This is a genomic window from Paenibacillus sanfengchensis (assembly GCF_036864765.1).
Classification (GTDB): domain Bacteria; phylum Bacillota; class Bacilli; order Paenibacillales; family Paenibacillaceae; genus Fontibacillus; species Fontibacillus sanfengchensis.
Map to the genome: position 1 here is coordinate 12,979 of NZ_JBAGJC010000020.1, position 21,055 is coordinate 34,033.

The following is a 21,055-nucleotide window of genomic DNA, read 5'->3' on the forward strand; positions in this document are numbered from 1 at the left end:
TGTTATCCCCCCTTCTTATTTCTTCTTGTTCGCTACAGTACGACGAGGACCCTTACGAGTACGGGCATTCGTCTTAGTACGTTGTCCGCGAACCGGCAATCCACGACGGTGACGCACACCGCGGTAGCAGCCGATTTCAATCAAACGTTTAATATTCAAGGAAATTTCACGACGCAGGTCACCTTCCACCTTGACCGTTTTGTCGATCGTTTCGCGTAGTTTGCTAACCTCATCTTCCGTCAAATCACGAACACGAGTGTCCGGATTGATGCCTGTTTCAGCCAGGATTTTCTGAGAAGTCGTTTTACCGATTCCGAAAATGTAAGTTAAGGCGATCTCAACGCGTTTATCACGTGGCAAATCCACACCAGCTATACGTGCCATTTTACGCTACACCCCCTTCTTTAACCTTGTTTTTGTTTGTGCTTCGGATTTTCGCAAATCACCATGACATTGCCTTTGCGACGAATGACTTTGCATTTTTCGCAAATGGGCTTTACAGAAGGTCTTACCTTCATGTTGATTACCTCCTAAAAGTTTTACGGATGTAAAACTGACTTCGAGAGCATATGCCCAGCTTTGCGAAGCAAAACTCTCTTGCAAGGATGAACTATGAACTAAGTTTTACAGATGTAAAACGAACTTCTCAACTCATCGATTACTCAACCTGAATATCATAACACATATTTGTTCCAATTGGTATTGGAATCTATTTACGATACGTAATACGACCTTTACTCAGGTCATAAGGCGACAATTGTACTACCACTTTGTCTCCCGTCAGAATCCGGATAAAGTGCATGCGCAGCTTCCCGGAAACGTGAGCGAGGATCTGATGTCCGTTCTCCAGCTCTACGCGAAAAGTAGCGTTCGGCAACGGTTCGATCACCGTACCTTCGACTTCAATGACATCTTCTTTGGCCACTGTCATTCTCCTTTCTCTTCAGCATTTGGTTTGGCGGATTCCATATAAGCGTTCACGGCATGCCGCAGTTTCCCGTTGGTTACCCGACCGCTTTCCTGCAAACTATGAATGACCTCGCTGCTGATCATAGGTTGAAGATCAAGATGCTGTACATTTTTCCGTTTAGGCTGGTCAAACTTGCGTTTGTCCCCATCCGCGATCAAGACGAATCTCTCATCCACGATCCCGACGATTACATAAACGGAGCCTGCGTCTCTTCCCTTCAACGTTTTCGCGATTTGCCCGATTTGAGGTTCAGGAAGTTCTTTCACTGCCATCACCTACGCATCCAGTTTCGTGAAAATTTCCAGACCATCCGAGGTTACCGCTACGGTATGCTCAAAATGAGCACACAATGAACCGTCCACCGTAACGACCGTCCAATCATCTTCCAGCGTTCTAACGTACCGCTTGCCGGCGTTGACCATCGGCTCGATCGCCAGCACCATGCCAGGCTTCAGCCGCGGCCCGCGATCCGGGGTGCCGTAGTTCGGAATTTGCGGTTCTTCATGCAGCTCGGTTCCGATGCCGTGACCGACATATTCCCGTACTACCGAGAAACCGGCATTTTCAATATGCTGCTGGATCGCATGCGAAATGGTATACAAGCGGACATCCGGTTTGACGAGCGCAAGACCGGCATACAGCGATCCTTCGGTGACTTCCAGAAGCCGTTGGGCTTCTTCCGAAATCGTACCGACCGGATAGGTCCAAGCCGAATCTCCGTGATATCCCCGGTATTCAGCGCCGATGTCAAGTGTGATGATGTCGCCTTCATTCAATTTGCGTTTGCCGGGAAATCCATGTACCAATTCTTCGTTGACCGAAGCGCAAATGCTGTAAGGAAAACCGTTATAACCTTTAAAAGACGGCACAGCGCCTTGACTGCGAATGAACTTGTCGGCGATTTGATCGAGTTCTCCGGTCGTAATCCCAGGCTCGATCGATTTCGCCATGAGCCTGTGCGTTTCCGCTACGATACGCCCCGCTTCTCTCATAAAGCCCAGTTCCGTTTCGGATTTACAAATGATCATTACACCTAACCTCGCAGTATAGATACGATTTCTTTCGAAACCGTTCCGATTTCCTGTTCACCATCTACTTGACGCAGCAGGCCCTTATCTTCATAGAACGTGAGGAGAGGTGCCGTTTTGTTGATATACTCGTCGAGTCGAGTTCCCACGCTCTCTTCGTTATCGTCGGAGCGCTGGTACAGCTCGCCGCCGCACTTATCACAAACACCTTCCTGAACAGGAGGATTAAAGATCACATGATAAGTGGATCCGCATGATTTGCAAATGCGTCGTCCCGTAAGACGCGCCAGCAGTTTATTCCGGTCCACCTTCAAGTTGATGACATGATCCAGTTCTCTACCTAATCCGCTAAGCAACTCTTCCAGCGCTTCCGCTTGCGAAAGGGTTCTTGGAAATCCGTCCAATAAGAAACCTTTTTCGCAATCGGACTGCTGAAGACGCTCGCGAACGATACCGACCGTAACATCATCAGGCACCAGAAGCCCTTGATCCATGTATTCCTTCGCCTTGATCCCTACAGGGGTTTGCTGTTTGATCGCAAGGCGAAACGCATCACCGGTGGAGATGTGAGGAATGCCGAATTCGTTGACGATGACCTCTGCTTGTGTTCCTTTTCCTGCTCCAGGAGGTCCCATGAATAGAATGTTCATGTCTATCACTCCCTCCAAGACTCACTGAACTGCAAAAACAGAACAATAGGCGCCAGGTGAGTTCAGCCTTTCGAGCTCGTCCCTGGAACCTATCGCTTACTTATTGATAAAACCTTTATAGTGGCGTTTGATCAATTGACTTTCGATCGTCTTCATCGTATCCAGCGCAACGCCGATCACGATCAGAATCGAGGTACCGCCAATTTGAACGGTACGCGGCAAACTAGCCAAAGCGCCAAGGCCTACCGGAAGAATCGAAATCAGCGCGAGGAAGATCGCTCCCGTCATTGTCAAACGGGTAAGCACCCGAGTGAGGTAAGTGGCGGTTGTTTTCCCCGGACGAATCCCCGGAATGTATCCCCCGTTTTTCTTCATGTTATCTGCCATCTGCTGCGGATTCATCTGTACGAATGTATAGAAGAACGTAAAGCCGATGATCATAACCACATAAAGCACCATGCCAAGTGGACGGTCGTGGGACAGGTTGCTGCTAATCCAGCGAGCCCAGGCATGCGTCGACCAGAAGCTGGCGATCACTACAGGGAACTGGAGGAGCGATACCGCAAAGATAACCGGAATCACGCCCGCGGCGTTAATCTTCAGCGGAATGTGAGTATTCTGGCCACCGTACATTTTGTTACCTACCACCCGTTTGGCATATTGAACAGGAATTTTCCGGATCGCCTGTTGGATGTAGATAACCCCAATCACGATCAACACGCAAACAAGCACGATCGCGATCGACTTCACTACGTTCATGAAGGTTTGGCCTTCCACGATAAACTCCGATTGGGCAATCGACTGAATATGGGTTGGAATTGCCGCAACGATACCCGCAAAGATAATCAGCGAGATCCCGTTACCGATCCCCTTCTCGGTGATCTGCTCACCTAGCCACATCAGGAACGACGTACCAGCCGTCAACACGATGGCAATGACCAGGTAGTCGGCGAAGGTGGCGTTAGGAACCATTTCGACGTTATACATCCGGTTAAAACCGATCGATGTCGCGAAGGCTTGGATGATCGCCAGGATAACCGTACCGTAACGGGTAACCTGGGCCATTTTCTTCTTGCCGTGTTCTCCCTGTTTCGCCCATTCCGCAAATTTCGGAATAACGTCCATGGAGAGCAGTTGAACAATAATGGACGCCGTGATGTACGGCATAATCCCGAGGGCAAAAATCGAGAAGTTGTGGAGAGCGCCGCCCGAGAAAGTGTTCAAGAGCCCGAACAATTCGCTCCCCGCACTGTTCGTGTTCTCAAATACCGAGGTATTAACGCCCGGAACCGGAACGAAGGAACCGATCCGGTAAATAATGAAAATGAACAGGGTGAAGAGAATGCGGTTGCGCAGGTCCTGAACGTGCCAAATGTTCTTCATGGTTTTAAACATTAGATCACCTCGGTTTTACCGCCGGCAGCCTCGATTTTCTCTACCGCAGATTGAGAGAACTTATTCGCTTTAACTGTCAGTTTGACAGTAACTTCGCCGTTACCCAGAACCTTGATTCCGCTTTTCGCGTTCTTCACGATTCCTTGTTCAAACAACAGTTCAGGAGTTACTTCCGTACCCGCTGCAAAGCTGTTCAGTTCCTCGATGTTCACGATCGCGTACTCTTTCCGCGTTGGATTTGTAAATCCGCGTTTTGGCAAGCGACGATACAGCGGGTTTTGACCGCCTTCGAAGCCCGGACGCACACCACCGCCGGAACGAGCGTTTTGACCTTTGTGACCACGCGTAGATGTTTTACCCATACCGCTACCAGTACCGCGGCCCACACGCTTACGCTCTTGGCGGGATCCTGGAGCTGGGGAGAGCTCATGTAACTTCATCGTTCGTTGCACCTCCTTATTTATTGTTGGCATTTGAGCATCTCGATAATCCGATAGACGGATTATCTTGATCGACTCAAAGCGATGTTTCGCAGCTTGTGCTGGGAATTATTCCGCGATTTCTTGAACCGAAACCAGGTGGCTTACTTGATTCACCATGCCACGGATGGCTGGATTGTCGTTGTGAACCACGGATTGGTTAATTTTGCGAAGTCCCAAAGTTTTCACGGTAGTACGTTGGTTCTCCGGACGACCGATCAAACTACGCACGAGGGTAATTTGCAGTTTAGCCATGAGATTCCCTCCTTAACCGAGAAGTTCTTCGACGGATTTACCGCGTAATTTCGCAACATCCTCAGCACGTTTCAGGCGGGACAAGCCCTCCAGAGTCGCGTTGACCATGTTGATGGAATTCGAAGAACCTAAAGATTTTGTCAAAATGTCGCCAACGCCTGCCAGTTCGAGGACCGCACGAACAGGACCGCCAGCGATAACCCCGGTACCTTCGGATGCCGGTTTCAGAAGCACACGGCCAGCACCGAAATGACCAACTACTTGGTGAGGGATCGACGTTCCTACGAGTGGAACATGCACAAGATTTTTCTTAGCATCTTCAATTCCTTTGCGGATCGCATCAGGAACTTCGCCTGCTTTACCGATACCGGCGCCAACCCAGCCATTGCCGTCACCGACAACCACGAGCGCGCTGAAGCTAAAACGGCGTCCGCCTTTAACTACTTTAGCTACGCGGTTAATGTTTACAACTCTTTCAGTCAGTTCTAAAGTGTTCGGATCTACACGCAAGTCGTTAACCTCCTTTTAAATTATTTTAGAATTCCAGGCCTGCTTCACGGGCTGCGTCAGCCAGTGCCTGAATCCGTCCATGGTACAGATATCCCCCGCGGTCGAATACTACGCCTTTAACGCCTTTGCCTTGAGCGCGTTTTGCGATCAATTCGCCTACCTTGCGAGCGGATTCTACGTTACCACCGTTGCCGATTTCGCTGCTCAGTTCTTTATCGATCGTCGAAGCGGATACGATAGTCACACCTGCTACATCATCGATCAGTTGAGCGTAGATATGTTTGGAAGAACGGTATACGTTAAGTCTTGGACGTTCAGCCGTTCCTTGGATTTTTTTCCGTACACGCAAATGTCTTTTCAGACGGGCTTTATTCTTATCGCCTTTTGTAATCATGACTTCCATTTCACTCCCTTCGGTTTACCTTCACAAGCAGTTCCAATCAAGACGCCAAAAGGATGGGTCCGCTAAGAAGAGGTTTATTTCTTCTTACCGGCTTTACCTTCCTTACGAATGATGCGTTCGCCTTCGTACTTAATCCCTTTGCCTTTGTATGGCTCAGGCTCGCGCACGGAGCGAATTTTTGCAGCATATTCGCCTACGCGCTCTTTGTTGATTCCACTCACGACGATCTTCGTATTCGAAGGAACTTCGAATGCGATGCCCGATTCCGGAGTGATTTCAACCGGATGGGAGTACCCTACATTAAGCACCAGTTTCTCGCCGGATTTGCTTGCGCGGTAACCGACACCAACCAGCTCGAGGGATTTGGAGAAACCTTCGGTTACTCCGCTCACCATGTTGCTCACTACACTGCGGGTCGTGCCGTGCAGGGAACGATGCAATTTGTTGTCAGAAGGACGTTCAACGAGGATTTGGTTATCTTGAACCGAAACCTTGATGTCCTTATGAAGTTCACGGCTCAAAGTACCTTTCGGTCCTTTTACCGTAATGACGCTATTATCAAGTGTGACATCCACACCACTTGGTACTGTAATTGGTTTGCGACCAATACGAGACATTTGCTGCACCTCCTTATTTTGTGACGTTAATTACCAAACGTAGCAGACAACTTCGCCGCCGGCTTTAGCCTGACGAGCTTCTTTGTCGGTCATGACTCCCTTGGAAGTGGAGATAATCGCGATACCCAGTCCGCCGAGAACACGAGGAACTTCGTTGCTCTTCGTGTAAACGCGAAGGCCTGGCTTACTGATTCTCTTAAGTCCGGAGATGACGCGTTCGTTGTTCGGGCCGTATTTCAAGAAAATACGAATGAGCCCTTGTTTGTTATCTTCGATATATTCTGCGTCACGGATGAAACCTTCACGCTTCAGGATTTCAGCGATTTGTTTCTTGATCGAGGACGCAGGCAGTTCTACCGTTTCGTGGCGAACCGTGTTCGCGTTACGAATACGAGTAAGCATATCTGCAATTGGATCTGACATAGTCATACGTGTAAACCTCCTTCCCGTTGTTGATGGATTACCAGCTTGCTTTTTTCACGCCAGGAATCTGGCCTTTATAAGCTAATTCACGGAAACAAATTCTGCAAATTTTGTACTTTTGCAATACCGAATGTGGACGACCGCAACGCTCGCAACGGGTGTAAGCCCGTACTTTGAATTTCGGTGTGCGTTGCTGTTTAACTTTCATCGAAGTTTTTGCCACTTAGCCTGACACCTCCTAGATAGTTTCGGAGAATAGAAACATTGCTTACTTCGCAAAAGGCATTCCGAGTCCGGCCAACAGTTCGCGGGACTCTTCGTCGGTTTTCGCCGTCGTCACGATAACGATGTCCATACCGCGCACCTTATCAACTTTATCGTACTCGATTTCAGGGAAGATCAGTTGTTCCTTGAGACCGAGCGTATAGTTACCGCGTCCGTCGAACGCTTTCGTCGATACCCCGTGGAAGTCACGGACACGCGGAAGCGTAACGTTAAACAGCTTGTCGAGGAAATAGTACATGCGCTCGCCGCGAAGGGTTACCTTCACACCGATCGGCATGTTCTCACGGAGTTTGAAGCCTGCGATCGACTTCTTAGCGCGAGTGATAACCGGTTTTTGGCCAGCGATCAGCTGCATGTCGTTCACCGCAGAATCGAGTACCTTCGAGTTGGCTACAGCGTCACCCACACCCATGTTGATAACGACCTTCTCGATTTTAGGCACTTGCATAACCGTTGTATAGTTGAATTTTTGAATCAAAGCAGGTGTCACTTCGTTCAAAAAGCGTTCTTTCAATCTTGCTGCCATGAATCATGGACCTCCTTTCTTAACATTCGTGGATTAGTCGATTACTTCTCCGGATCTCTTCGCAACGCGAACCTTTGTGCCGTTGTCCAATACTTTGTAACCGATACGGGTTACTTTTCCGCTCTTCGGATCAACGTGCATTACGTTCGATACGTGAATTGGAGCTTCTTTCTCGATAATGCCGCCTTGCGGGTTCAGTTGGTTCGGCTTTTGGTGCTTCTTCACCATGTTCACGCCTTCCACCAACACGCGGTTTTCACGAGGGTAAGCGGCGATAACGCGGCCTTTCTTACCTTTGTCCTTACCGGAGATCACGATGACCGTATCGTCCTTCTTCACGTGCAGTTTATTGTTATGGGATTCCAGAACTTTTTTCAATCTAGGCATTCTTTACACCTCCTGTTAATCGGGGTCCCCGAAAAGTATTCGGAGTCAGCTCCCAGCCGGAAGCTTCACTTTTTGGGGTGTTCATTAGATGACTTCCGGAGCCAAGGAAACGATTTTCATGAAGTCTCTGTCGCGAAGTTCGCGAGCGACCGGTCCGAAAATACGAGTACCGCGCGGGCTCTTGTCTTCCTTAACTACAACCGCTGCGTTTTCGTCGAAAGCGATGTAGGAACCGTCTTTACGGCGTACGGAACGTTTCGTACGAACAACAACCGCTCTGACAACGTCACCCTTTTTGACAACGCCGCCTGGTGTTGCTTGTTTTACAGAACAAACGATCAGATCGCCGATTTGCGCCGTGCGACGACCGGTACCGCCCAGAACACGGATACACATCAATTCCTTCGCGCCGGAGTTATCCGCAACTTGCAAACGTGTAAATGGTTGAATCATGGATATGTCCTCCTTTCGGTCTAAGCTATCCTGCTATTAGATAATAACCGCTTTTTCGACAACTTCGACCAGTCTCCAGCGTTTGTCTTTCGACAACGGACGAGTCTCAGCGATTTTAACAGTGTCACCGATTTTCGCAGTGTTATTTTCATCATGCGCTTTAAATTTCTTCGTGTATTTAATGCGCTTGTGGTACAAGTCATGCTTCTTGTAAGTTTCCACAGCCACAACGATGGTTTTATCCATTTTGTCGCTGACGACTTTACCAATTTGCACTTTACGGCTATTACGTTCTTCGCTCATGGTTAGCCTCCTTCCTGGACTTAGGCGCTTCGCATACGCTTTGCGCGTTCTTAACTGGTGATCCCGAGTTCTCTTTCACGTAATACGGTTTTAGCACGAGCTATTTCCTTACGCACGTCACGAATCCGAGTCGGGTTGTCGAGCTGGCCCGTAGCCAATTGAAAACGGAGGTTAAAGAGTTCTTCTTTAAAACCCGCGACTTTTTGTTCGATTTCAGCAGTGGTTAAGTTGCGAAGTTCATTAGCTTTCATTTGCTTCACCACCCAATTCTTCACGTTTCACAAACTTCGTTTTGATCGGCAGTTTGTGGGCGGCGAGACGCATAGCTTCACGCGCGATCTCCTCAGAAACACCGGCAAGCTCAAACATGATTTTGCCAGGCTTCACAACTGCGACCCATTTTTCTACGTTACCTTTACCGCTACCCATCCGGACTTCAAGAGGCTTTTGAGTAATCGGTTTGTCAGGGAAAATCTTGATCCATACTTTACCGCCACGCTTGATGTAACGCGTCATTGCAATACGCGCTGCCTCGATTTGGCGGTTCGTGATCCAAGTCGGCTCCAGAGCCTGCAGGCCGTATTCACCGAAGTTCAATTCAGTGCCGCCTTTCGCTTGGCCTCTCATATTACCGCGTTGTTGCTTGCGGTGTTTTACACGTTTTGGTACCAACATGATTAGTTGCCTCCTTCCTGAGCAGCTTGTTGTTTCTTAGCCGTAGGAAGAACCTCTCCACGATAGATCCATACTTTTACGCCGATGCGGCCATAAGTCGTATGCGCTTCTGCCGTACCGTAATCGATGTCGGCGCGGAGCGTATGAAGTGGAACAGTTCCTTCACTGTAGCCTTCCGAACGAGCAATTTCAGCACCGCCAAGACGGCCGCTAACTGCTGTTTTAATCCCTTTCGCTCCCGAACGCATCGTTCTTTGAATCGCTTGTTTCAGTGCACGACGGAAAGAAACGCGACGTTCCAGTTGTTGTGCAATGCTTTCTGCGACAAGAATCGCGTCAAGATCAGGGTGTTTGATTTCAGAGATGTTGATGTGAACTTTTTTGCCGCCTGCGATTTTGGTAATTTCGCCCCGCAGGTTTTCAACCTCCGAACCACCTTTACCGATAACCATACCTGGTTTCGCAGTGTGGATCGTTACGTTCACGCGATTAGCCGCTCTCTCGATTTCGATGCGAGATACAGCGGAGTCTTTCAGTTTGTTTTTCAGGTATTCACGAATTTTTACGTCTTCCAGCAAAAGATCGCCGAAATCTTTGCCTGCGTACCATTTGGATTCCCAATCACGGATAATCCCTACTCGTAGTCCGACCGGATTTACCTTTTGGCCCACACGTTTTCCCTCCTTATTTTTCGGATACCACCAAAGTAATGTGGCTGGTGCGTTTGTTGATCCGGCTTGCACGTCCCATAGCGCGAGGACGGAAACGTTTCATCGTCGGACCTTGGTTTACGTAAGCTTGCGTAATGACCAATTTATTTACATCCATAGAATAGTTGTGTTCAGCATTGGCGATCGCCGAGTTCAAAAGCTTCTCCACAATCGGGGAAGCCGCCTTTGGCGTATGGCGGAGAATCGCGATTGCATCGCCAACTTGCTTGCCGCGGATCAAGTCAACCACCAGTTGAGCTTTCCGTGGGGCAATACGGATAGACCTTGCATGTGCTTTAGCTTCCATGTGTGTTACCTCCTCTCAAACGAAGAACTTATGATTAACGTCTCGTTTTCTTATCGTCGTCCGTATGACCTTTATAGGTACGGGTTGGAGCGAATTCGCCCAATTTGTGTCCCACCATATCCTCGGTTACATAAACCGGAACATGCTTGCGGCCGTCGTATACACCGAACGTGTGGCCAATGAATTGCGGGAAGATTGTGGAACGACGGGACCAAGTTTTGATCACGATTTTCTTGTTCGAAGCGTTCACTTCTTCCACTTTCTTGAGAAGGTAGCCATCGATAAATGGACCTTTTTTCAGACTGCGACTCATTTGTTTATCCTCCCTTCGTTACGCTGCTTGTTTCCTTATGACATCCACGACCGTGAAGTGATCCGCTAAACGCGGATTACTTCGTGCGGCGGCGAACGATATATTTATCAGAAGCTTTGCCTTTCTTACGCGTCTTGTAACCCAGGGTCGGTTTGCCCCAAGGAGACAATGGCGATTTACGACCGATCGGAGCGCGACCTTCACCACCACCGTGAGGGTGATCGTTCGGGTTCATGACGACACCGCGCACTTCAGGACGTTGTCCCAGCCAGCGGCTGCGGCCCGCTTTACCGATCTTCACAAGCTCGTGGTCTCCGTTGCCTACAGCGCCGATTGTAGCGCGGCAAACCTTCAGAACCTTACGAACTTCGCCAGAGGACAGGCGGATCGTTACATACTTCTCTTCTTTACCCAGCAATTGCGCTTCGGTACCGGCTGCGCGAACGAGTTGTCCGCCTTTACCAGGCTTCAGCTCAATGTTGTGGATAACGGTACCTACCGGGATGTTCTCGAGCGGCATGGCGTTACCGATTTTGATATCGGAACCTACGCCGGATTCGATCACGTCGCCCACTTTCAGGCCTTTAGGAGCCAGAATGTAGCGTTTCTCACCGTCGGCATAGTGGATCAAGGCAATGTTGGAAGTCCGGTTCGGGTCATACTCGATCGTAGCAACGCGGCCTGGAATTCCATCCTTATTCCGTTTGAAGTCGATGATGCGGTATTTACGCTTATGTCCGCCGCCATGGTGACGAACCGTAATTTTACCTTGGTTGTTGCGGCCGGCCGTTTTGCTCAGCGGAGCCAGCAACGATTTTTCCGGTTTATCCGTAGTGATTTCTTCGAACGTCGACACGCTCATCGCGCGTCTTGCCGGAGATGTCGGTTTATACTTTTTGATAGGCACTAGATTTCCCTCCTTACTTTAGACGATTTTTATACCGATTCAAAAAACTCAAGCGGCTTGCTGCCTTCCGCCAAAGTAACGAACGCTTTCTTCCATTCCGGAGTATATCCGAAGTGACGTCCGTAACGTTTCGGCTTGGCAGGAACACGCAGGGTATTCACATTGCTCACTTTTACATTAAAGATCGCCTCAACAGCTTTCTTGATTTCGGTTTTGTTGGCCCGAATATCCACTTCAAACACATATTTCAGGTCTTCCATGTATCCAGCCGTACGTTCCGTAATCACCGGACGCTTGATAATATCACGAGGATCTTTCATTACGCGAGCACCTCCTCTACCTTCTGAACTGCTTCTTTCGTAATGATCAGTTTGTCGTGCGTCAGCACGTCAAGAACATTAATGCCGTCAGCTGCTACGAACTTCACGCCTGGAATATTGCGAGCGGAAAGCGCCACATTGTCGTCGTAAGCGGGTGCCACAACGAGAGCTTTACGATCCACTTTCAGGTTGTTCAGAATCGCTGCGAACTCTTTGGTCTTAGGAGCGCTCAGGCTCAAAGCATCAAGTACGATGATATCCTGATCGATCACTTTCGAGGAAAGAGCCGATTTGATCGCCAAACGACGTACTTTCTTCGGCAATTTAAAAGAATAACTGCGCGGAGTCGGTCCGAATACCGTACCGCCGCCTACCCATTGCGGAGAACGGATGGAGCCTTGACGAGCACGACCCGTACCTTTTTGTTTCCAAGGCTTACGGCCGCCGCCACGAACTTCAGAACGTCCTTTTACTTTATGGGTACCCGCACGCAGGGAAGCACGCTGCATAACTACCGCGTCATGAAGAACATGAACGTTCGGCTCGATACCGAATACCGCGTCATTCAGTTCCACTTCGCCCACCTGGCTACCACTGACATTAAAAAGTGCTACTTTTGGCATTTGTTGTTCCTCCTTTCTTCGTTCGATTATTTCTTAACCGTTTGTTTGATTTTTACAAAGCTGTTTTTAGGACCTGGGATCGAACCTTTAACGAGCAGAACATTGCGTTCAGCATCCACGCGAACCACTTCAAGATTCTGGATCGTAACGGTTTCGCTACCCATGTGCCCCGGAAGGCGTTTGCCTTTAGGAACGCGGTTCGCTTGAATCGAACCCATGGAACCCGGTCTACGATGGTAACGGGAACCGTGAGCCATAGGGCCGCGGCTTTGTCCCCAGCGTTTGATAACGCCTTGGAACCCTTTACCCTTCGAAATACCAGTTACGTCAACAAATTCGCCTTCTGCAAAAATATCAACTTTGACCTCTTGGCCAACTTCGTATCCTGCCAGATCAACACCGCGAACTTCGCGAACGTAGCGCTTAGGCGTTGTGTTTGCCTTTTTCGCATGACCTGCTTCAGGCTTGTTGGATCTGGATTCCTTTTTATCGGAGTAACCGATTTGAATCGCTTCATAACCGTCATTCTCCAGATCTTTCTTCTGCAAAACAACATTTCCGCTAGCCTCAATAACCGTTACAGGAATAACATTCCCTTCCGGAGTAAACACTTGAGTCATTCCAAGCTTTTTCCCTAAGATACCTTTCATGTTGACACCTCTTTTCCTTTCCTATTTCACCGCTTAATGGGAATTACAATTTGATTTCGATATCTACACCGGACGGCAGGTCCAAGCGCATCAAGGCATCCACAGTTTGTGGAGTCGGGTTCACAATGTCGATCAGACGTTTGTGCGTCCGTTGTTCGAATTGTTCCCGGGAATCCTTGTACTTGTGTACCGCACGGAGAATAGTAATCACTTGTTTTTCAGTCGGCAGCGGAATCGGCCCGGAAACACCGGCACCCGAACGTTTTGCCGTTTCAACGATCTTCTCTGCGGATTGATCAAGAATTCTGTGGTCGTAAGCTTTCAAACGAATACGAATTTTTTGCTTTGCCATTTTAGTCCCTCCTTCTATCGCCCAATTTAGTATCGGACATACTCCGTGAAAATTTTCTGACCGCCCTCCCATGGCAAAGGGGCCGGGTGTGTCAGTAACCTCTCACATCATCGCAACGTCACAGAACAACATTCATTATTATACAGAAGCGGAGAAAGGAATGCAAGCAATTGTTTATCAAAATTTAAAGGGTGTTTGTATTGGCTCTTCCAATGCAAACACCCTATTTTTCCGCTTAAACATAAACCTATCATATAGACATTTTACATAGGCTCCCCTTGGAAACCATCCGGCCAATGAATTTCCACTCCTCGCTCACGGAGAATAGCCTGGAAGCTCCTGAGATGACCGGGTTGTGCATGCAATTCATGCGGGGTAATCCCGTGTTTCAGAGCGTAGCCCGCCATATATCCGGCCGCTTCCCCGATGTTCCACTCCGTAGGATGCAGTCGGTAACAGCCGTTAGTGATTTGTGTGGTGCCGATATTTTTGCAGGCGGGAAGCAGATTATTCATACGTATCGGCAACAGGGCGCCCATCGGGATCTCATACGGATAGATCGGAACATAGAAGCTCCGCCGGGACTGCGTAGTCGCGTGCAAATCCAGCGGGTAGCTTCCCACTCCGACGCTGTCCTCGTAACGCTTGATGCCTTCGTCTTTCCGGTGAGCCTTGCTAACATCCTGCTCCGTAATGGTATATTTGGCTTTGATGCGCCGGGACTCCCGGATATATGGAGCCTTGGCCAACCCGTCATCCGTGCCGAGAATATCGCCCCTCAGCCTTAGACCCGGGTATCCCTTCCCGCCATCGGGCCGCGGCGCTTCGGTCTGAAGCCAATACAGCAGCGACAGGCTCAGTTGCCGCGCCCCCTCCAAATGCTTGCGCCTTTCCGCTTCGGTGACTTCAAAGATCATACCCAGGCCGTAGTCATTCTGCGCCCAGTTGATCAAAGAAATATCCCCTTCATAAAACCCGTCCGCAAAAAGGCTCCGATCGATGATTCGCCGATACGTCCACAACGGCATCCGCCCGCTATCATCCGGGAAAAAGGCGAACCGATCCGGCTCCCCGGACTGCGCCCCGCCGCCGACCTCCCAGCTGAGCTTGGGCAACTTCGACGATCCCGGAGAATACTCCCGCCAGAACTCAAAGGCGTCTGGCTTGGAAATAGTATAGTCTCCTCCGGGGATGTAATCCACCGCAAACACATGGGTGAATGACTGTACGTCGAAGGGCCGGGCTATCTCCAAGGCATGCGGTTCGCCCGTGTCCGCGATCGACTCCGCTCCGGTTACATACTCCGTCCCCGTCAGCGGGAGAAGATCTCCCAACTCCGTAGCATCGAGAAAATATTTGCCGTACAGGTGCCACGTCCCCGTCCCGTCCGTACTGCTGACCGTGACCGACCGAACCGTACTCCCTTCCGTCTCGGCAGCTACCGCGCGGACTTTGTATATAATAGAAAGTCTCCGATTGCTGATATAGGGAGCCAGCATGTCTTCCAGCACCCTGAGCGCTACCCGGGGCTCATGGCACAAGCGGCTCACCCACCCGTCTCCGGGATTCAGCAGCGGATCTTTCCGCGCTTTTTCAATCAATGGATAATGGCTGCGGTAATAATTCCGGACCCGTTCGCGAAAAGTCCGAAAAGTCGCAGTACAACCAAAGCTTTCGATCCACGGATGCTCGTCGGGGGGAACCGCCTGGCTCGTCAACTGACCGCCGATCCAATTCGTTTCTTCCGTCAGGATGACGGAATGCCCCATACTTGCGGCGGATAAAGCAGCCATACAGCCGCCCAGCCCCCCGCCAATCACGACAATATCGGCCTCTCTAATTTGGCTCAAAGACTAGTCCTCCTTTGATGGGGATTTCTCGTCAGTATATCTTATCGATTACCGCGCGCGCCGTCTTCTCCTTCATCCGCTTTGCCCGTTCGGAATCCCTTAAGGATAGCCCTTCGCACAGCAAATCAATGACGAACATCTGTGATATTTTTGCGCTCATCGAGCCGCCGTCCAGCGGAGACTCCTTCGCCGCGGTCAGCAGCACAATATCCGCAATCCCGGTAATCGGCGATTTCGCATAGTTCGTTACGGCTATAACGGCAGCCCCGTTGCTTTTCGCTTTCGCCAAAATGTCGTTGGTGTCCTTCGTACTGCCCGAGACGCTGAATCCGACAGCCACGTCCCCTTTCTCCAGCAGAACGGCGCTCATCGCCTGGATATGGCTGTCCGAGGCCACTTCCGACCGCCGTCCAATCCGCAGGAAGCGGTTCTTGGCGTCCAGCGCCGTGATCCCTGAGGAGCCGACGCCAAAAAACTGGATAAGCCGGGCTTTATCGAGCGTATCAATCGCCTGCTCCAAATGATTTCGGTCGATCAAGCTCAAACTTACCTGGAGAATGCGTACGGCATGGCTGCACAACCGCTCCACGAAATCTACTTCATGATCCTCTTGCCGAAATTCCTCCATTTTCTTTAAGGTTTGGCTTTGGGCGAGAGCCAGCCTGAATTCTTGATACCCCTTGAACCTGATTTTTCGGCAAAATCGGATGACCGTAGTTTCTCCAACGCCCGAAGCCTCCGCAAATTCGGTGATGGAGGAATACAGCACTTCGTTCGCATGCTCCAGTACGCGCAGGGCAACCTTTTGCTCCGCTTTGGTAAGAGAAGGGTAAAAGCTGTTGATTTCAGCCAATACGTCCATTTACCCTTAACTCCTTTCGGATGGCATCAAGTGCGTGCGGAGGCCTACCTCAAACATACGGCTCCACGGCATATAGACATCATCGATCACAATCCGATAAGCGTCGTCATTCAAATACCGGTCCACAAAACGGTTAAGCTCTTCCCGGATAATGCAGGAAACCTTCCCTCTCTGACCGTCAATCGAAAAATAGTCCATCCCCAGCTCCGGCAGCCGATTCTCTTTCACATGTTGTCTCACATAAGAGCAATAACCGGCGTCCTCGGTATATCTTAACGACAAAAAATCCAGATGCTCGGGCGTTTCGCCATATAAGTGAAACATCATCCCCTGAGCAATGCAGGTACCGAGCGTATTCGAACTGGTATTCCAACCCGCATAGCCCGCCAAGCGGAATAGCAGTCCTTTCTCGCGAAGCAGCCGAATCAATTGCAGATCCGAACCGTTGGCATAGGCGACATCGGCCACGATGCAAGGCTTGCGGGCTCGGCTGATCAAATAGTCGGCGCTTTCCACCAGTTCCACGAGGTTACGGTGCATCGGAACGTCCGCTCCCGGTTGGTGCTGCAATACGCTTTCCATCATGGTTTCTCCCGGAGAGTTAACCAGCAGCACCAGATCTGCCTCGGTCACAGAGGAGCAGAGCAGCCCCCCGGCAGCCAGAACCTGATACTTGACGCTCTCGAACAAGACGCGGTCCTCATAGAGCGGAATGACAAACGGTCCTTGCGCACTGGAGAACCTCGGGTAGATCTGCGGGCTGCACTGCCTGAACCGGTTCACCATTCGGGCGAGCAGGGTGCAGCCAACTTCATCGGCTCCCGGATACATATATACCTTCAAGCCTGCTCCCAAGCTCTCCATGTCCCTCCGGATCTCCAGTTGGTCCATCGTCGTCCAGCCGTAAGGGGCGGAGTCGTCTTGGGGAATGATCAGGAAATCGAGCATCCCTTCTTTCGCCAGCTCAACGGCCAACCGGTTCACCCGAACATTCGCGGCCCGCCGCCGCAAATAATCGTTCAGCACCGCTTCCGGCAATCGGAAGTTAATCTCCTCCAGTTCCTTTGTTTCCTCCTCGGTGGCAAGGCCCAGCTTCGCCCGATGGGTTATATAGCCCAACCTGAAAATATCCCGGCCCCACACCCCATAGTAGTCCGGCTCCTCATCGCTGCTGGAGTATTGAGGGCAGCGCATAACCAGATTGAGCGCATATAGCGTCAGCCCGGGACAGGCTGCTTTTAGTTCATGGACCCGCTGCAACCTTGCCCGGCATTCCTCATCGGTTAAATCATGAAGCCGGGAAGGAATGATCCCCCCATAGACCAGCGTATCGAGCGAAACGATCGCTCCGACAGCTCCTTTTGCCTCCTCCAGCAGCCATGTCCATATCCGCTCTGTATCCGCGGGAGACTTTTTGTTCCCCATCATTTCCGGAGGAGGCGTCACTACGCTAAACTCCGTAGCGGCAGCCAAAGCCTTGGGGAAATAGGCATTGCAAGGGCGCTCGTCTAATGGAATATAAACGATTTTCGTCGTCACTTTTTACCAGCTCCTGTCCGATCTCGTTAATTCCTAACCTTATCCTTTAATCGCTCCGGAGATCCCTTCGATGTAATAACGTTGGGTAAACAAAAAGACCAGGATGATCGGCAGGACCGAGATCATTGTACCCGCGGCGATCCAACCGAAATTGTAGGCAAATTGCCCGTTTAAATAGGTTAACGCAGCAGCCAGCGGATATTTCGACGGGTCATTCAGCACCACGATCGGCCATAAAAAATTGTTCCAGAAAGCCATCATCTCAAGCAGCGCGATGACTGCGAGCCCCGGTTTAACCAGCGGGAGGATCAACTGCCAGAAAATTCGAAATTCCGAAGCTCCGTCCATCTTTCCGGAATCCCGCATATCCGCCGGTACCGATAGGAACGTCTGCCGCATCAGAAAAATGTTGAACACGGACACCGCAGCCGGCAAAACCACTCCTATATAAGAATTGCTCAGCCGGAAAGCCTGAATGGTTAAGTAATGTACGATAATTGCCGTAGCGGAAGGAATAATCATAGTGGAAACCAGCAAGCCGAACACCAGATTTTTGCCCTTAAACCGCAACGCCGCGAGAGGGTAAGCCGTCATGCTCGATAGAATCAGGTTGGCCGCAATGCCGAGCGCGGTGATGATCACCGTGTTCCCGATGTATTTCGGGAAATCCATGAACCGCCAAACTTCTGTGTAATTTCTAAAATCCACAAAGGTCGGAAAGATGGCGGGCGGCATCGAGAATACATTTTTGCCGGGCATCACCGAAACGCTAAGCAGCCATAGAAAAGGCCCCATCATAAATAAAGCCAAAGCGAGGAGCAGAGTATAAATAATGAGATAACGCATCCCGGCGACCAACGCTTTAACGCTCTTCTTCGCATTCATCAGTAAGGATTGACGCCCCCTTTCCTGTTGATATAGAAGATTAAAACGCTCAGCAATCCGACGGCAAGACTAACAATCAGTCCCAGCGCGGTTGCGTAGCCGAAATTAAACTGCTCCAGGCCTTTTTGAAAAATGTAGACGCTGGAAGTAAGGGTCGCTGTACCGGGCCCCCCCTTCGTCAAAATATAGACCTCATCGAATACCCGGATGGCGGACATGAGAGAAATCAACGTGCAGAAAAGTATGTGCGGCTTCAAGAGGGGCAGGGTAATTTTATAAATCATCCTGGCCCTTCCGGCTCCGTCCACCCGGGCTGCCTCATAAAGCTCGTCGGGTATTCCTTGCAAGCCGGCCAGATACAGGATCATATAGTATCCGAGACCCTTCCACATCGTAATGAACATTAGTACATACAATGCCGTACTGCTGTCGGACAGCCAGGAGATTTGCTCGCTGATGATGCGGGTCTTGATCAGAAAATAATTAACGACCCCGTTATTGCTGAGCAACCAGCTCCAGATCAGAGCCACGGCCACCATGGAAGTCACGACAGGAATATAAAAAGCCGTTCGAAAAGCCTTGACCCCCGGAATCCGGCTGTTTACCAGGACGGCCATGAGAATCGATAAAATTTGAATCACCGGAACGATCATCACATACAGGAGCGAGTTCCATAAGGAAACAAGGAAGTTACGGTCACGCAGCGCCTCGGTAAAGTTGCTTAGTCCAATGAAGTGGGTGTCCGAAATGACGGAGTAATCGGTCAATGATAGCGGTATACCATAGAGGATTGGCCAAAAAACAAAGACTATGACGATGAGTAGGCCCGGCGTCATAAAAGCCCATGCTGTAAATGACTCCGAGCGGGTCCATTTCTTCATCCTTTTCCCTCCTGCCTGCCGGACTTGATGTAGTGTTGTTTACGCTACTTGCTCAGAATATCGTTGACTTCCTTTTCCACCGAATCCAGCGTCTTCTTCACGTCCTGCTGATTCAGCAAAATATTCTGAAGCCCTCTCGCCAATGCGGAGTTGATATCCGAAGCACTTGGCACGCCAACCATGAAGTCCATGGCTTTATCCAGACTTTGCGCGGAGGTGATTTTGGCCTCTGCTTCCAGCGAATTGTCCGACTCGGTGAAGAAGGGATCCCGTATGGACGCCTTGGTGGAAGGTAATGTATTGGCCTGCTTGGAAAAGGCTGTTTGATTGTCCGCATTGGTCACGAATAGGGCGAAATCCACAGCGGCTTCCGCATGAGCCGAAGCTTTGGGGACCACAACGTTCATGGAGTTGGAAAGCCGTAAATCCGCCTTCCCCGTAGGCAGCGGAACAGCTATCGTATTCTTGTATACTTCCGGTGCCGAGGTTTTCAAAAAATTGATAAAGGTGGGGCCGGCCAGTTCAAACGCAACCTGCTCGCCGGAATAATATTGGATTTGCTTATCGAACTTGGCGTCATCCTTCATTATCACTCCTTCCTCAATCAGTTGCTGGAGGCCTGCGATCATGGCCTCCGCCTCGGGAGTATTAAAGGCGGCTGCCGTCTTGTCTTCGTTCAAAAGCGGGATACCTTCGAGGGAGAATAGCTTGGAAATAAACTGGATGGCGTAGCCGCCTTTGCCTGTTTTCTCCTTGATTTGCCTGGCCCAATCGGCCAACTCTTCACGGGTCTTGGGAGGATTGGCGGGATCTAGCCCAGCCGCTTTGACCAGCTTCGTGTTCATGAACAAGACTTCGGTTCCCGTATACCAAGGCAAGGCGTATGCTTTGCCATCCACGACAGTCGAGTTGTAAATTCCAGCGAAATAAGCCCCCTTTGCTTCCGCTGAAATGTAATCCTCGAAGTTGACAAGGGCCCCTTTGCTTCCGATTTGGCTGGCGAATTCCGTGTTGAGGTTCACGACATCAGGACTTTTTTTGCTTGCGATGCTGGTCAGCAGCTTTTGAGAAATCGTATCGTAGGGATAATCCTGCCAAATAATTTTTACATTAGGATGTTCCTGTTCATAGCGGTTAATCAAGTCATTAAAAAAATCATTAAATGTGGGCTGCAGCGCGATTGTCCAGAATTGCAGCGTAACCTGCTCCTTGCTGTCCGTCTTGTTATTTGTCTCCGAGCTTGCAATATTGTTGACTGGACCCGAATTTGCGGACTTGGTTCCTCCGCACGCCCCCATCAAAACTAGAAGCATGAGTGCAATTAAGATTAAGCTAAAACGCCGAGCGGTCTTTTTCGCCATACACAACATCCTTTCCCTATGAAGTGGACCCCCGAACGGAGGACATCAGTGGTTACCGCATTAGTAGAATATTATGGAGATAATATCCACATTATTAATTGATTATGGAGAATATTTTCTGCAAGCGGATATCTAC

34 protein-coding genes are annotated in these 21,055 nt (G+C 50.1%); all 34 read right to left on the reverse strand.

Going from position 1 to position 21,055, the window contains the following annotated elements:
- Positions 1-15: 15 nt before the first annotated feature.
- On the reverse strand, positions 16-384 hold the full coding sequence (rpsM, locus tag V4U84_RS24550; RefSeq protein WP_148458048.1) for a 30S ribosomal protein S13: 369 nt from the start codon (positions 382-384) through the stop codon (positions 16-18).
- Between the two features lie 20 nt (positions 385-404).
- On the reverse strand, positions 405-518 hold the full coding sequence (gene rpmJ, locus V4U84_RS24555) for a 50S ribosomal protein L36 (RefSeq protein WP_003333770.1): 114 nt from the start codon (positions 516-518) through the stop codon (positions 405-407).
- Between the two features lie 191 nt (positions 519-709).
- Complete coding sequence (gene infA, locus V4U84_RS24560; RefSeq protein ID WP_006676514.1) at positions 710-925, reverse strand: translation initiation factor IF-1; 216 nt, start codon at positions 923-925, stop codon at positions 710-712.
- A 2-nt stretch (positions 926-927) separates the two neighbouring features.
- Entirely contained in the window at positions 928-1,242 is a 315-nt protein-coding gene (locus V4U84_RS24565) for a KOW domain-containing RNA-binding protein (protein ID WP_334078177.1), read from the reverse strand.
- Between the two features lie 3 nt (positions 1,243-1,245).
- On the reverse strand, positions 1,246-1,998 hold the full coding sequence (gene map / locus V4U84_RS24570) for a type I methionyl aminopeptidase (protein ID WP_334075695.1): 753 nt from the start codon (positions 1,996-1,998) through the stop codon (positions 1,246-1,248).
- A 5-nt stretch (positions 1,999-2,003) separates the two neighbouring features.
- Positions 2,004-2,648 (reverse strand): adenylate kinase, encoded by a 645-nt coding sequence (locus V4U84_RS24575; RefSeq protein ID WP_334075696.1) that lies wholly within the window; start codon positions 2,646-2,648, stop codon positions 2,004-2,006.
- 96 nt (positions 2,649-2,744) lie between these two features.
- A complete protein-coding gene (gene secY, locus V4U84_RS24580) occupies positions 2,745-4,043 on the reverse strand; it encodes a preprotein translocase subunit SecY (RefSeq protein WP_334075697.1) in 1,299 nt (432 codons plus the stop codon).
- Positions 4,043-4,483 carry a 50S ribosomal protein L15 gene (gene rplO, locus V4U84_RS24585; protein ID WP_148458043.1) on the reverse strand — a complete coding sequence of 147 codons (441 nt, stop codon included), beginning with the start codon at positions 4,481-4,483 and terminating at the stop codon, positions 4,043-4,045. Before rplO ends, secY begins: the two co-directional genes overlap by 1 nt.
- A 108-nt stretch (positions 4,484-4,591) precedes the next feature.
- On the reverse strand, positions 4,592-4,777 hold the full coding sequence (gene rpmD / locus V4U84_RS24590; protein WP_148458042.1) for a 50S ribosomal protein L30: 186 nt from the start codon (positions 4,775-4,777) through the stop codon (positions 4,592-4,594).
- A gap of 12 nt (positions 4,778-4,789) precedes the next feature.
- Positions 4,790-5,287, reverse strand: a complete 498-nt coding sequence (gene rpsE, locus V4U84_RS24595; protein WP_018753978.1) for a 30S ribosomal protein S5 — start codon at positions 5,285-5,287, stop codon at positions 4,790-4,792.
- A 25-nt stretch (positions 5,288-5,312) separates the two neighbouring features.
- A complete protein-coding gene (gene rplR / locus V4U84_RS24600) occupies positions 5,313-5,681 on the reverse strand; it encodes a 50S ribosomal protein L18 (protein WP_334075698.1) in 369 nt (122 codons plus the stop codon).
- A gap of 83 nt (positions 5,682-5,764) precedes the next feature.
- Positions 5,765-6,307 (reverse strand): 50S ribosomal protein L6, encoded by a 543-nt coding sequence (rplF, locus tag V4U84_RS24605; RefSeq protein WP_334075699.1) that lies wholly within the window; start codon positions 6,305-6,307, stop codon positions 5,765-5,767.
- A gap of 30 nt (positions 6,308-6,337) precedes the next feature.
- Entirely contained in the window at positions 6,338-6,736 is a 399-nt protein-coding gene (rpsH, locus tag V4U84_RS24610) for a 30S ribosomal protein S8 (protein ID WP_148458039.1), read from the reverse strand.
- 31 nt (positions 6,737-6,767) lie between these two features.
- Positions 6,768-6,953: a type Z 30S ribosomal protein S14 gene (locus tag V4U84_RS24615; RefSeq protein WP_009226651.1), complete on the reverse strand. Its 186-nt coding sequence runs from the start codon at positions 6,951-6,953 to the stop codon at positions 6,768-6,770.
- Positions 6,954-6,998: 45 nt separating this feature from the next.
- A complete protein-coding gene (rplE, locus tag V4U84_RS24620; protein WP_148458038.1) occupies positions 6,999-7,541 on the reverse strand; it encodes a 50S ribosomal protein L5 in 543 nt (180 codons plus the stop codon).
- Positions 7,542-7,574: 33 nt separating this feature from the next.
- The gene (gene rplX / locus V4U84_RS24625; RefSeq protein WP_334075700.1) at positions 7,575-7,928 is read right to left on the reverse strand and encodes a 50S ribosomal protein L24; all 354 of its coding nucleotides are present in this window, start codon (positions 7,926-7,928) and stop codon (positions 7,575-7,577) included.
- 84 nt (positions 7,929-8,012) lie between these two features.
- On the reverse strand, positions 8,013-8,381 hold the full coding sequence (rplN, locus tag V4U84_RS24630; protein WP_148458037.1) for a 50S ribosomal protein L14: 369 nt from the start codon (positions 8,379-8,381) through the stop codon (positions 8,013-8,015).
- A 36-nt stretch (positions 8,382-8,417) separates the two neighbouring features.
- Positions 8,418-8,684, reverse strand: coding sequence for a 30S ribosomal protein S17 (gene rpsQ / locus V4U84_RS24635; RefSeq protein ID WP_148458036.1), 267 nt, complete (start codon positions 8,682-8,684; stop codon positions 8,418-8,420).
- 50 nt (positions 8,685-8,734) lie between these two features.
- Positions 8,735-8,935, reverse strand: a complete 201-nt coding sequence (gene rpmC, locus V4U84_RS24640; RefSeq protein WP_148458035.1) for a 50S ribosomal protein L29 — start codon at positions 8,933-8,935, stop codon at positions 8,735-8,737.
- Positions 8,925-9,359, reverse strand: coding sequence for a 50S ribosomal protein L16 (gene rplP, locus V4U84_RS24645; protein ID WP_059040326.1), 435 nt, complete (start codon positions 9,357-9,359; stop codon positions 8,925-8,927). The genes rpmC and rplP overlap by 11 nt, the downstream gene beginning before the upstream one ends.
- Positions 9,360-9,361: 2 nt before the next feature.
- Positions 9,362-10,030, reverse strand: a complete 669-nt coding sequence (gene rpsC, locus V4U84_RS24650; protein WP_334075701.1) for a 30S ribosomal protein S3 — start codon at positions 10,028-10,030, stop codon at positions 9,362-9,364.
- A 13-nt stretch (positions 10,031-10,043) separates the two neighbouring features.
- Entirely contained in the window at positions 10,044-10,376 is a 333-nt protein-coding gene (gene rplV, locus V4U84_RS24655; RefSeq protein WP_009226643.1) for a 50S ribosomal protein L22, read from the reverse strand.
- Between the two features lie 34 nt (positions 10,377-10,410).
- Complete coding sequence (gene rpsS / locus V4U84_RS24660) at positions 10,411-10,689, reverse strand: 30S ribosomal protein S19 (RefSeq protein WP_334075702.1); 279 nt, start codon at positions 10,687-10,689, stop codon at positions 10,411-10,413.
- Positions 10,690-10,765: 76 nt separating this feature from the next.
- Positions 10,766-11,596: a 50S ribosomal protein L2 gene (rplB, locus tag V4U84_RS24665; RefSeq protein ID WP_334075703.1), complete on the reverse strand. Its 831-nt coding sequence runs from the start codon at positions 11,594-11,596 to the stop codon at positions 10,766-10,768.
- Between the two features lie 29 nt (positions 11,597-11,625).
- The gene (rplW, locus tag V4U84_RS24670) at positions 11,626-11,916 is read right to left on the reverse strand and encodes a 50S ribosomal protein L23 (RefSeq protein WP_213509089.1); all 291 of its coding nucleotides are present in this window, start codon (positions 11,914-11,916) and stop codon (positions 11,626-11,628) included.
- Positions 11,916-12,539 (reverse strand): 50S ribosomal protein L4, encoded by a 624-nt coding sequence (rplD, locus tag V4U84_RS24675; protein ID WP_334075704.1) that lies wholly within the window; start codon positions 12,537-12,539, stop codon positions 11,916-11,918. Before rplD ends, rplW begins: the two co-directional genes overlap by 1 nt.
- 26 nt (positions 12,540-12,565) lie before the next feature.
- Positions 12,566-13,189 (reverse strand): 50S ribosomal protein L3, encoded by a 624-nt coding sequence (rplC, locus tag V4U84_RS24680; protein WP_334075705.1) that lies wholly within the window; start codon positions 13,187-13,189, stop codon positions 12,566-12,568.
- Positions 13,190-13,232: 43 nt separating this feature from the next.
- Complete coding sequence (rpsJ, locus tag V4U84_RS24685) at positions 13,233-13,541, reverse strand: 30S ribosomal protein S10 (RefSeq protein WP_009226637.1); 309 nt, start codon at positions 13,539-13,541, stop codon at positions 13,233-13,235.
- A 263-nt stretch (positions 13,542-13,804) separates the two neighbouring features.
- On the reverse strand, positions 13,805-15,391 hold the full coding sequence (locus V4U84_RS24690) for an FAD-dependent oxidoreductase (protein ID WP_334075706.1): 1,587 nt from the start codon (positions 15,389-15,391) through the stop codon (positions 13,805-13,807).
- Positions 15,392-15,422: 31 nt separating this feature from the next.
- Positions 15,423-16,253 (reverse strand): MurR/RpiR family transcriptional regulator, encoded by an 831-nt coding sequence (locus tag V4U84_RS24695; protein ID WP_334075707.1) that lies wholly within the window; start codon positions 16,251-16,253, stop codon positions 15,423-15,425.
- 6 nt (positions 16,254-16,259) lie between these two features.
- Positions 16,260-17,792 (reverse strand): DUF4127 family protein, encoded by a 1,533-nt coding sequence (locus tag V4U84_RS24700; protein WP_334075708.1) that lies wholly within the window; start codon positions 17,790-17,792, stop codon positions 16,260-16,262.
- Between the two features lie 39 nt (positions 17,793-17,831).
- Entirely contained in the window at positions 17,832-18,677 is an 846-nt protein-coding gene (locus tag V4U84_RS24705) for a carbohydrate ABC transporter permease (RefSeq protein WP_334075709.1), read from the reverse strand.
- Positions 18,677-19,558, reverse strand: a complete 882-nt coding sequence (locus tag V4U84_RS24710) for a carbohydrate ABC transporter permease (RefSeq protein WP_334075710.1) — start codon at positions 19,556-19,558, stop codon at positions 18,677-18,679. Before V4U84_RS24710 ends, V4U84_RS24705 begins: the two co-directional genes overlap by 1 nt.
- A 44-nt stretch (positions 19,559-19,602) precedes the next feature.
- On the reverse strand, positions 19,603-20,919 hold the full coding sequence (locus V4U84_RS24715; RefSeq protein WP_334078178.1) for an ABC transporter substrate-binding protein: 1,317 nt from the start codon (positions 20,917-20,919) through the stop codon (positions 19,603-19,605).
- Positions 20,920-21,055: the final 136 nt, after the last annotated feature.

Bases quoted from the DNA above. Each gene is read 5' to 3' on its own strand.
- rpsM (WP_148458048.1), bottom strand. From the start codon at position 384: ATGGCACGTATAGCTGGTGTGGATTTGCCACGTGATAAACGCGTTGAG.
- rpmJ (WP_003333770.1), bottom strand. From the start codon at position 518: ATGAAGGTAAGACCTTCTGTAAAGCCCATTTGCGAAAAATGCAAAGTC.
- V4U84_RS24565 (WP_334078177.1), bottom strand. From the start codon at position 1,242: ATGGCAGTGAAAGAACTTCCTGAACCTCAAATCGGGCAAATCGCGAAA.
- map (WP_334075695.1), bottom strand. From the start codon at position 1,998: ATGATCATTTGTAAATCCGAAACGGAACTGGGCTTTATGAGAGAAGCG.
- V4U84_RS24575 (WP_334075696.1), bottom strand. From the start codon at position 2,648: ATGAACATTCTATTCATGGGACCTCCTGGAGCAGGAAAAGGAACACAA.
- secY (WP_334075697.1), bottom strand. From the start codon at position 4,043: ATGTTTAAAACCATGAAGAACATTTGGCACGTTCAGGACCTGCGCAAC.
- rplO (WP_148458043.1), bottom strand. From the start codon at position 4,483: ATGAAGTTACATGAGCTCTCCCCAGCTCCAGGATCCCGCCAAGAGCGT.
- rpmD (WP_148458042.1), bottom strand. From the start codon at position 4,777: ATGGCTAAACTGCAAATTACCCTCGTGCGTAGTTTGATCGGTCGTCCG.
- rplR (WP_334075698.1), bottom strand. From the start codon at position 5,681: ATGATTACAAAAGGCGATAAGAATAAAGCCCGTCTGAAAAGACATTTG.
- rplF (WP_334075699.1), bottom strand. From the start codon at position 6,307: ATGTCTCGTATTGGTCGCAAACCAATTACAGTACCAAGTGGTGTGGAT.
- rpsH (WP_148458039.1), bottom strand. From the start codon at position 6,736: ATGACTATGTCAGATCCAATTGCAGATATGCTTACTCGTATTCGTAAC.
- rplE (WP_148458038.1), bottom strand. From the start codon at position 7,541: ATGGCAGCAAGATTGAAAGAACGCTTTTTGAACGAAGTGACACCTGCT.
- rplX (WP_334075700.1), bottom strand. From the start codon at position 7,928: ATGCCTAGATTGAAAAAAGTTCTGGAATCCCATAACAATAAACTGCAC.
- rplN (WP_148458037.1), bottom strand. From the start codon at position 8,381: ATGATTCAACCATTTACACGTTTGCAAGTTGCGGATAACTCCGGCGCG.
- rpsQ (WP_148458036.1), bottom strand. From the start codon at position 8,684: ATGAGCGAAGAACGTAATAGCCGTAAAGTGCAAATTGGTAAAGTCGTC.
- rpmC (WP_148458035.1), bottom strand. From the start codon at position 8,935: ATGAAAGCTAATGAACTTCGCAACTTAACCACTGCTGAAATCGAACAA.
- rplP (WP_059040326.1), bottom strand. From the start codon at position 9,359: ATGTTGGTACCAAAACGTGTAAAACACCGCAAGCAACAACGCGGTAAT.
- rplV (WP_009226643.1), bottom strand. From the start codon at position 10,376: ATGGAAGCTAAAGCACATGCAAGGTCTATCCGTATTGCCCCACGGAAA.
- rpsS (WP_334075702.1), bottom strand. From the start codon at position 10,689: ATGAGTCGCAGTCTGAAAAAAGGTCCATTTATCGATGGCTACCTTCTC.
- rplW (WP_213509089.1), bottom strand. From the start codon at position 11,916: ATGAAAGATCCTCGTGATATTATCAAGCGTCCGGTGATTACGGAACGT.
- rplD (WP_334075704.1), bottom strand. From the start codon at position 12,539: ATGCCAAAAGTAGCACTTTTTAATGTCAGTGGTAGCCAGGTGGGCGAA.
- rplC (WP_334075705.1), bottom strand. From the start codon at position 13,189: ATGAAAGGTATCTTAGGGAAAAAGCTTGGAATGACTCAAGTGTTTACT.
- rpsJ (WP_009226637.1), bottom strand. From the start codon at position 13,541: ATGGCAAAGCAAAAAATTCGTATTCGTTTGAAAGCTTACGACCACAGA.
- V4U84_RS24695 (WP_334075707.1), bottom strand. From the start codon at position 16,253: ATGGACGTATTGGCTGAAATCAACAGCTTTTACCCTTCTCTTACCAAA.
- V4U84_RS24705 (WP_334075709.1), bottom strand. From the start codon at position 18,677: ATGAATGCGAAGAAGAGCGTTAAAGCGTTGGTCGCCGGGATGCGTTAT.
- V4U84_RS24710 (WP_334075710.1), bottom strand. From the start codon at position 19,558: ATGAAGAAATGGACCCGCTCGGAGTCATTTACAGCATGGGCTTTTATG.
- V4U84_RS24715 (WP_334078178.1), bottom strand. From the start codon at position 20,919: ATGGCGAAAAAGACCGCTCGGCGTTTTAGCTTAATCTTAATTGCACTC.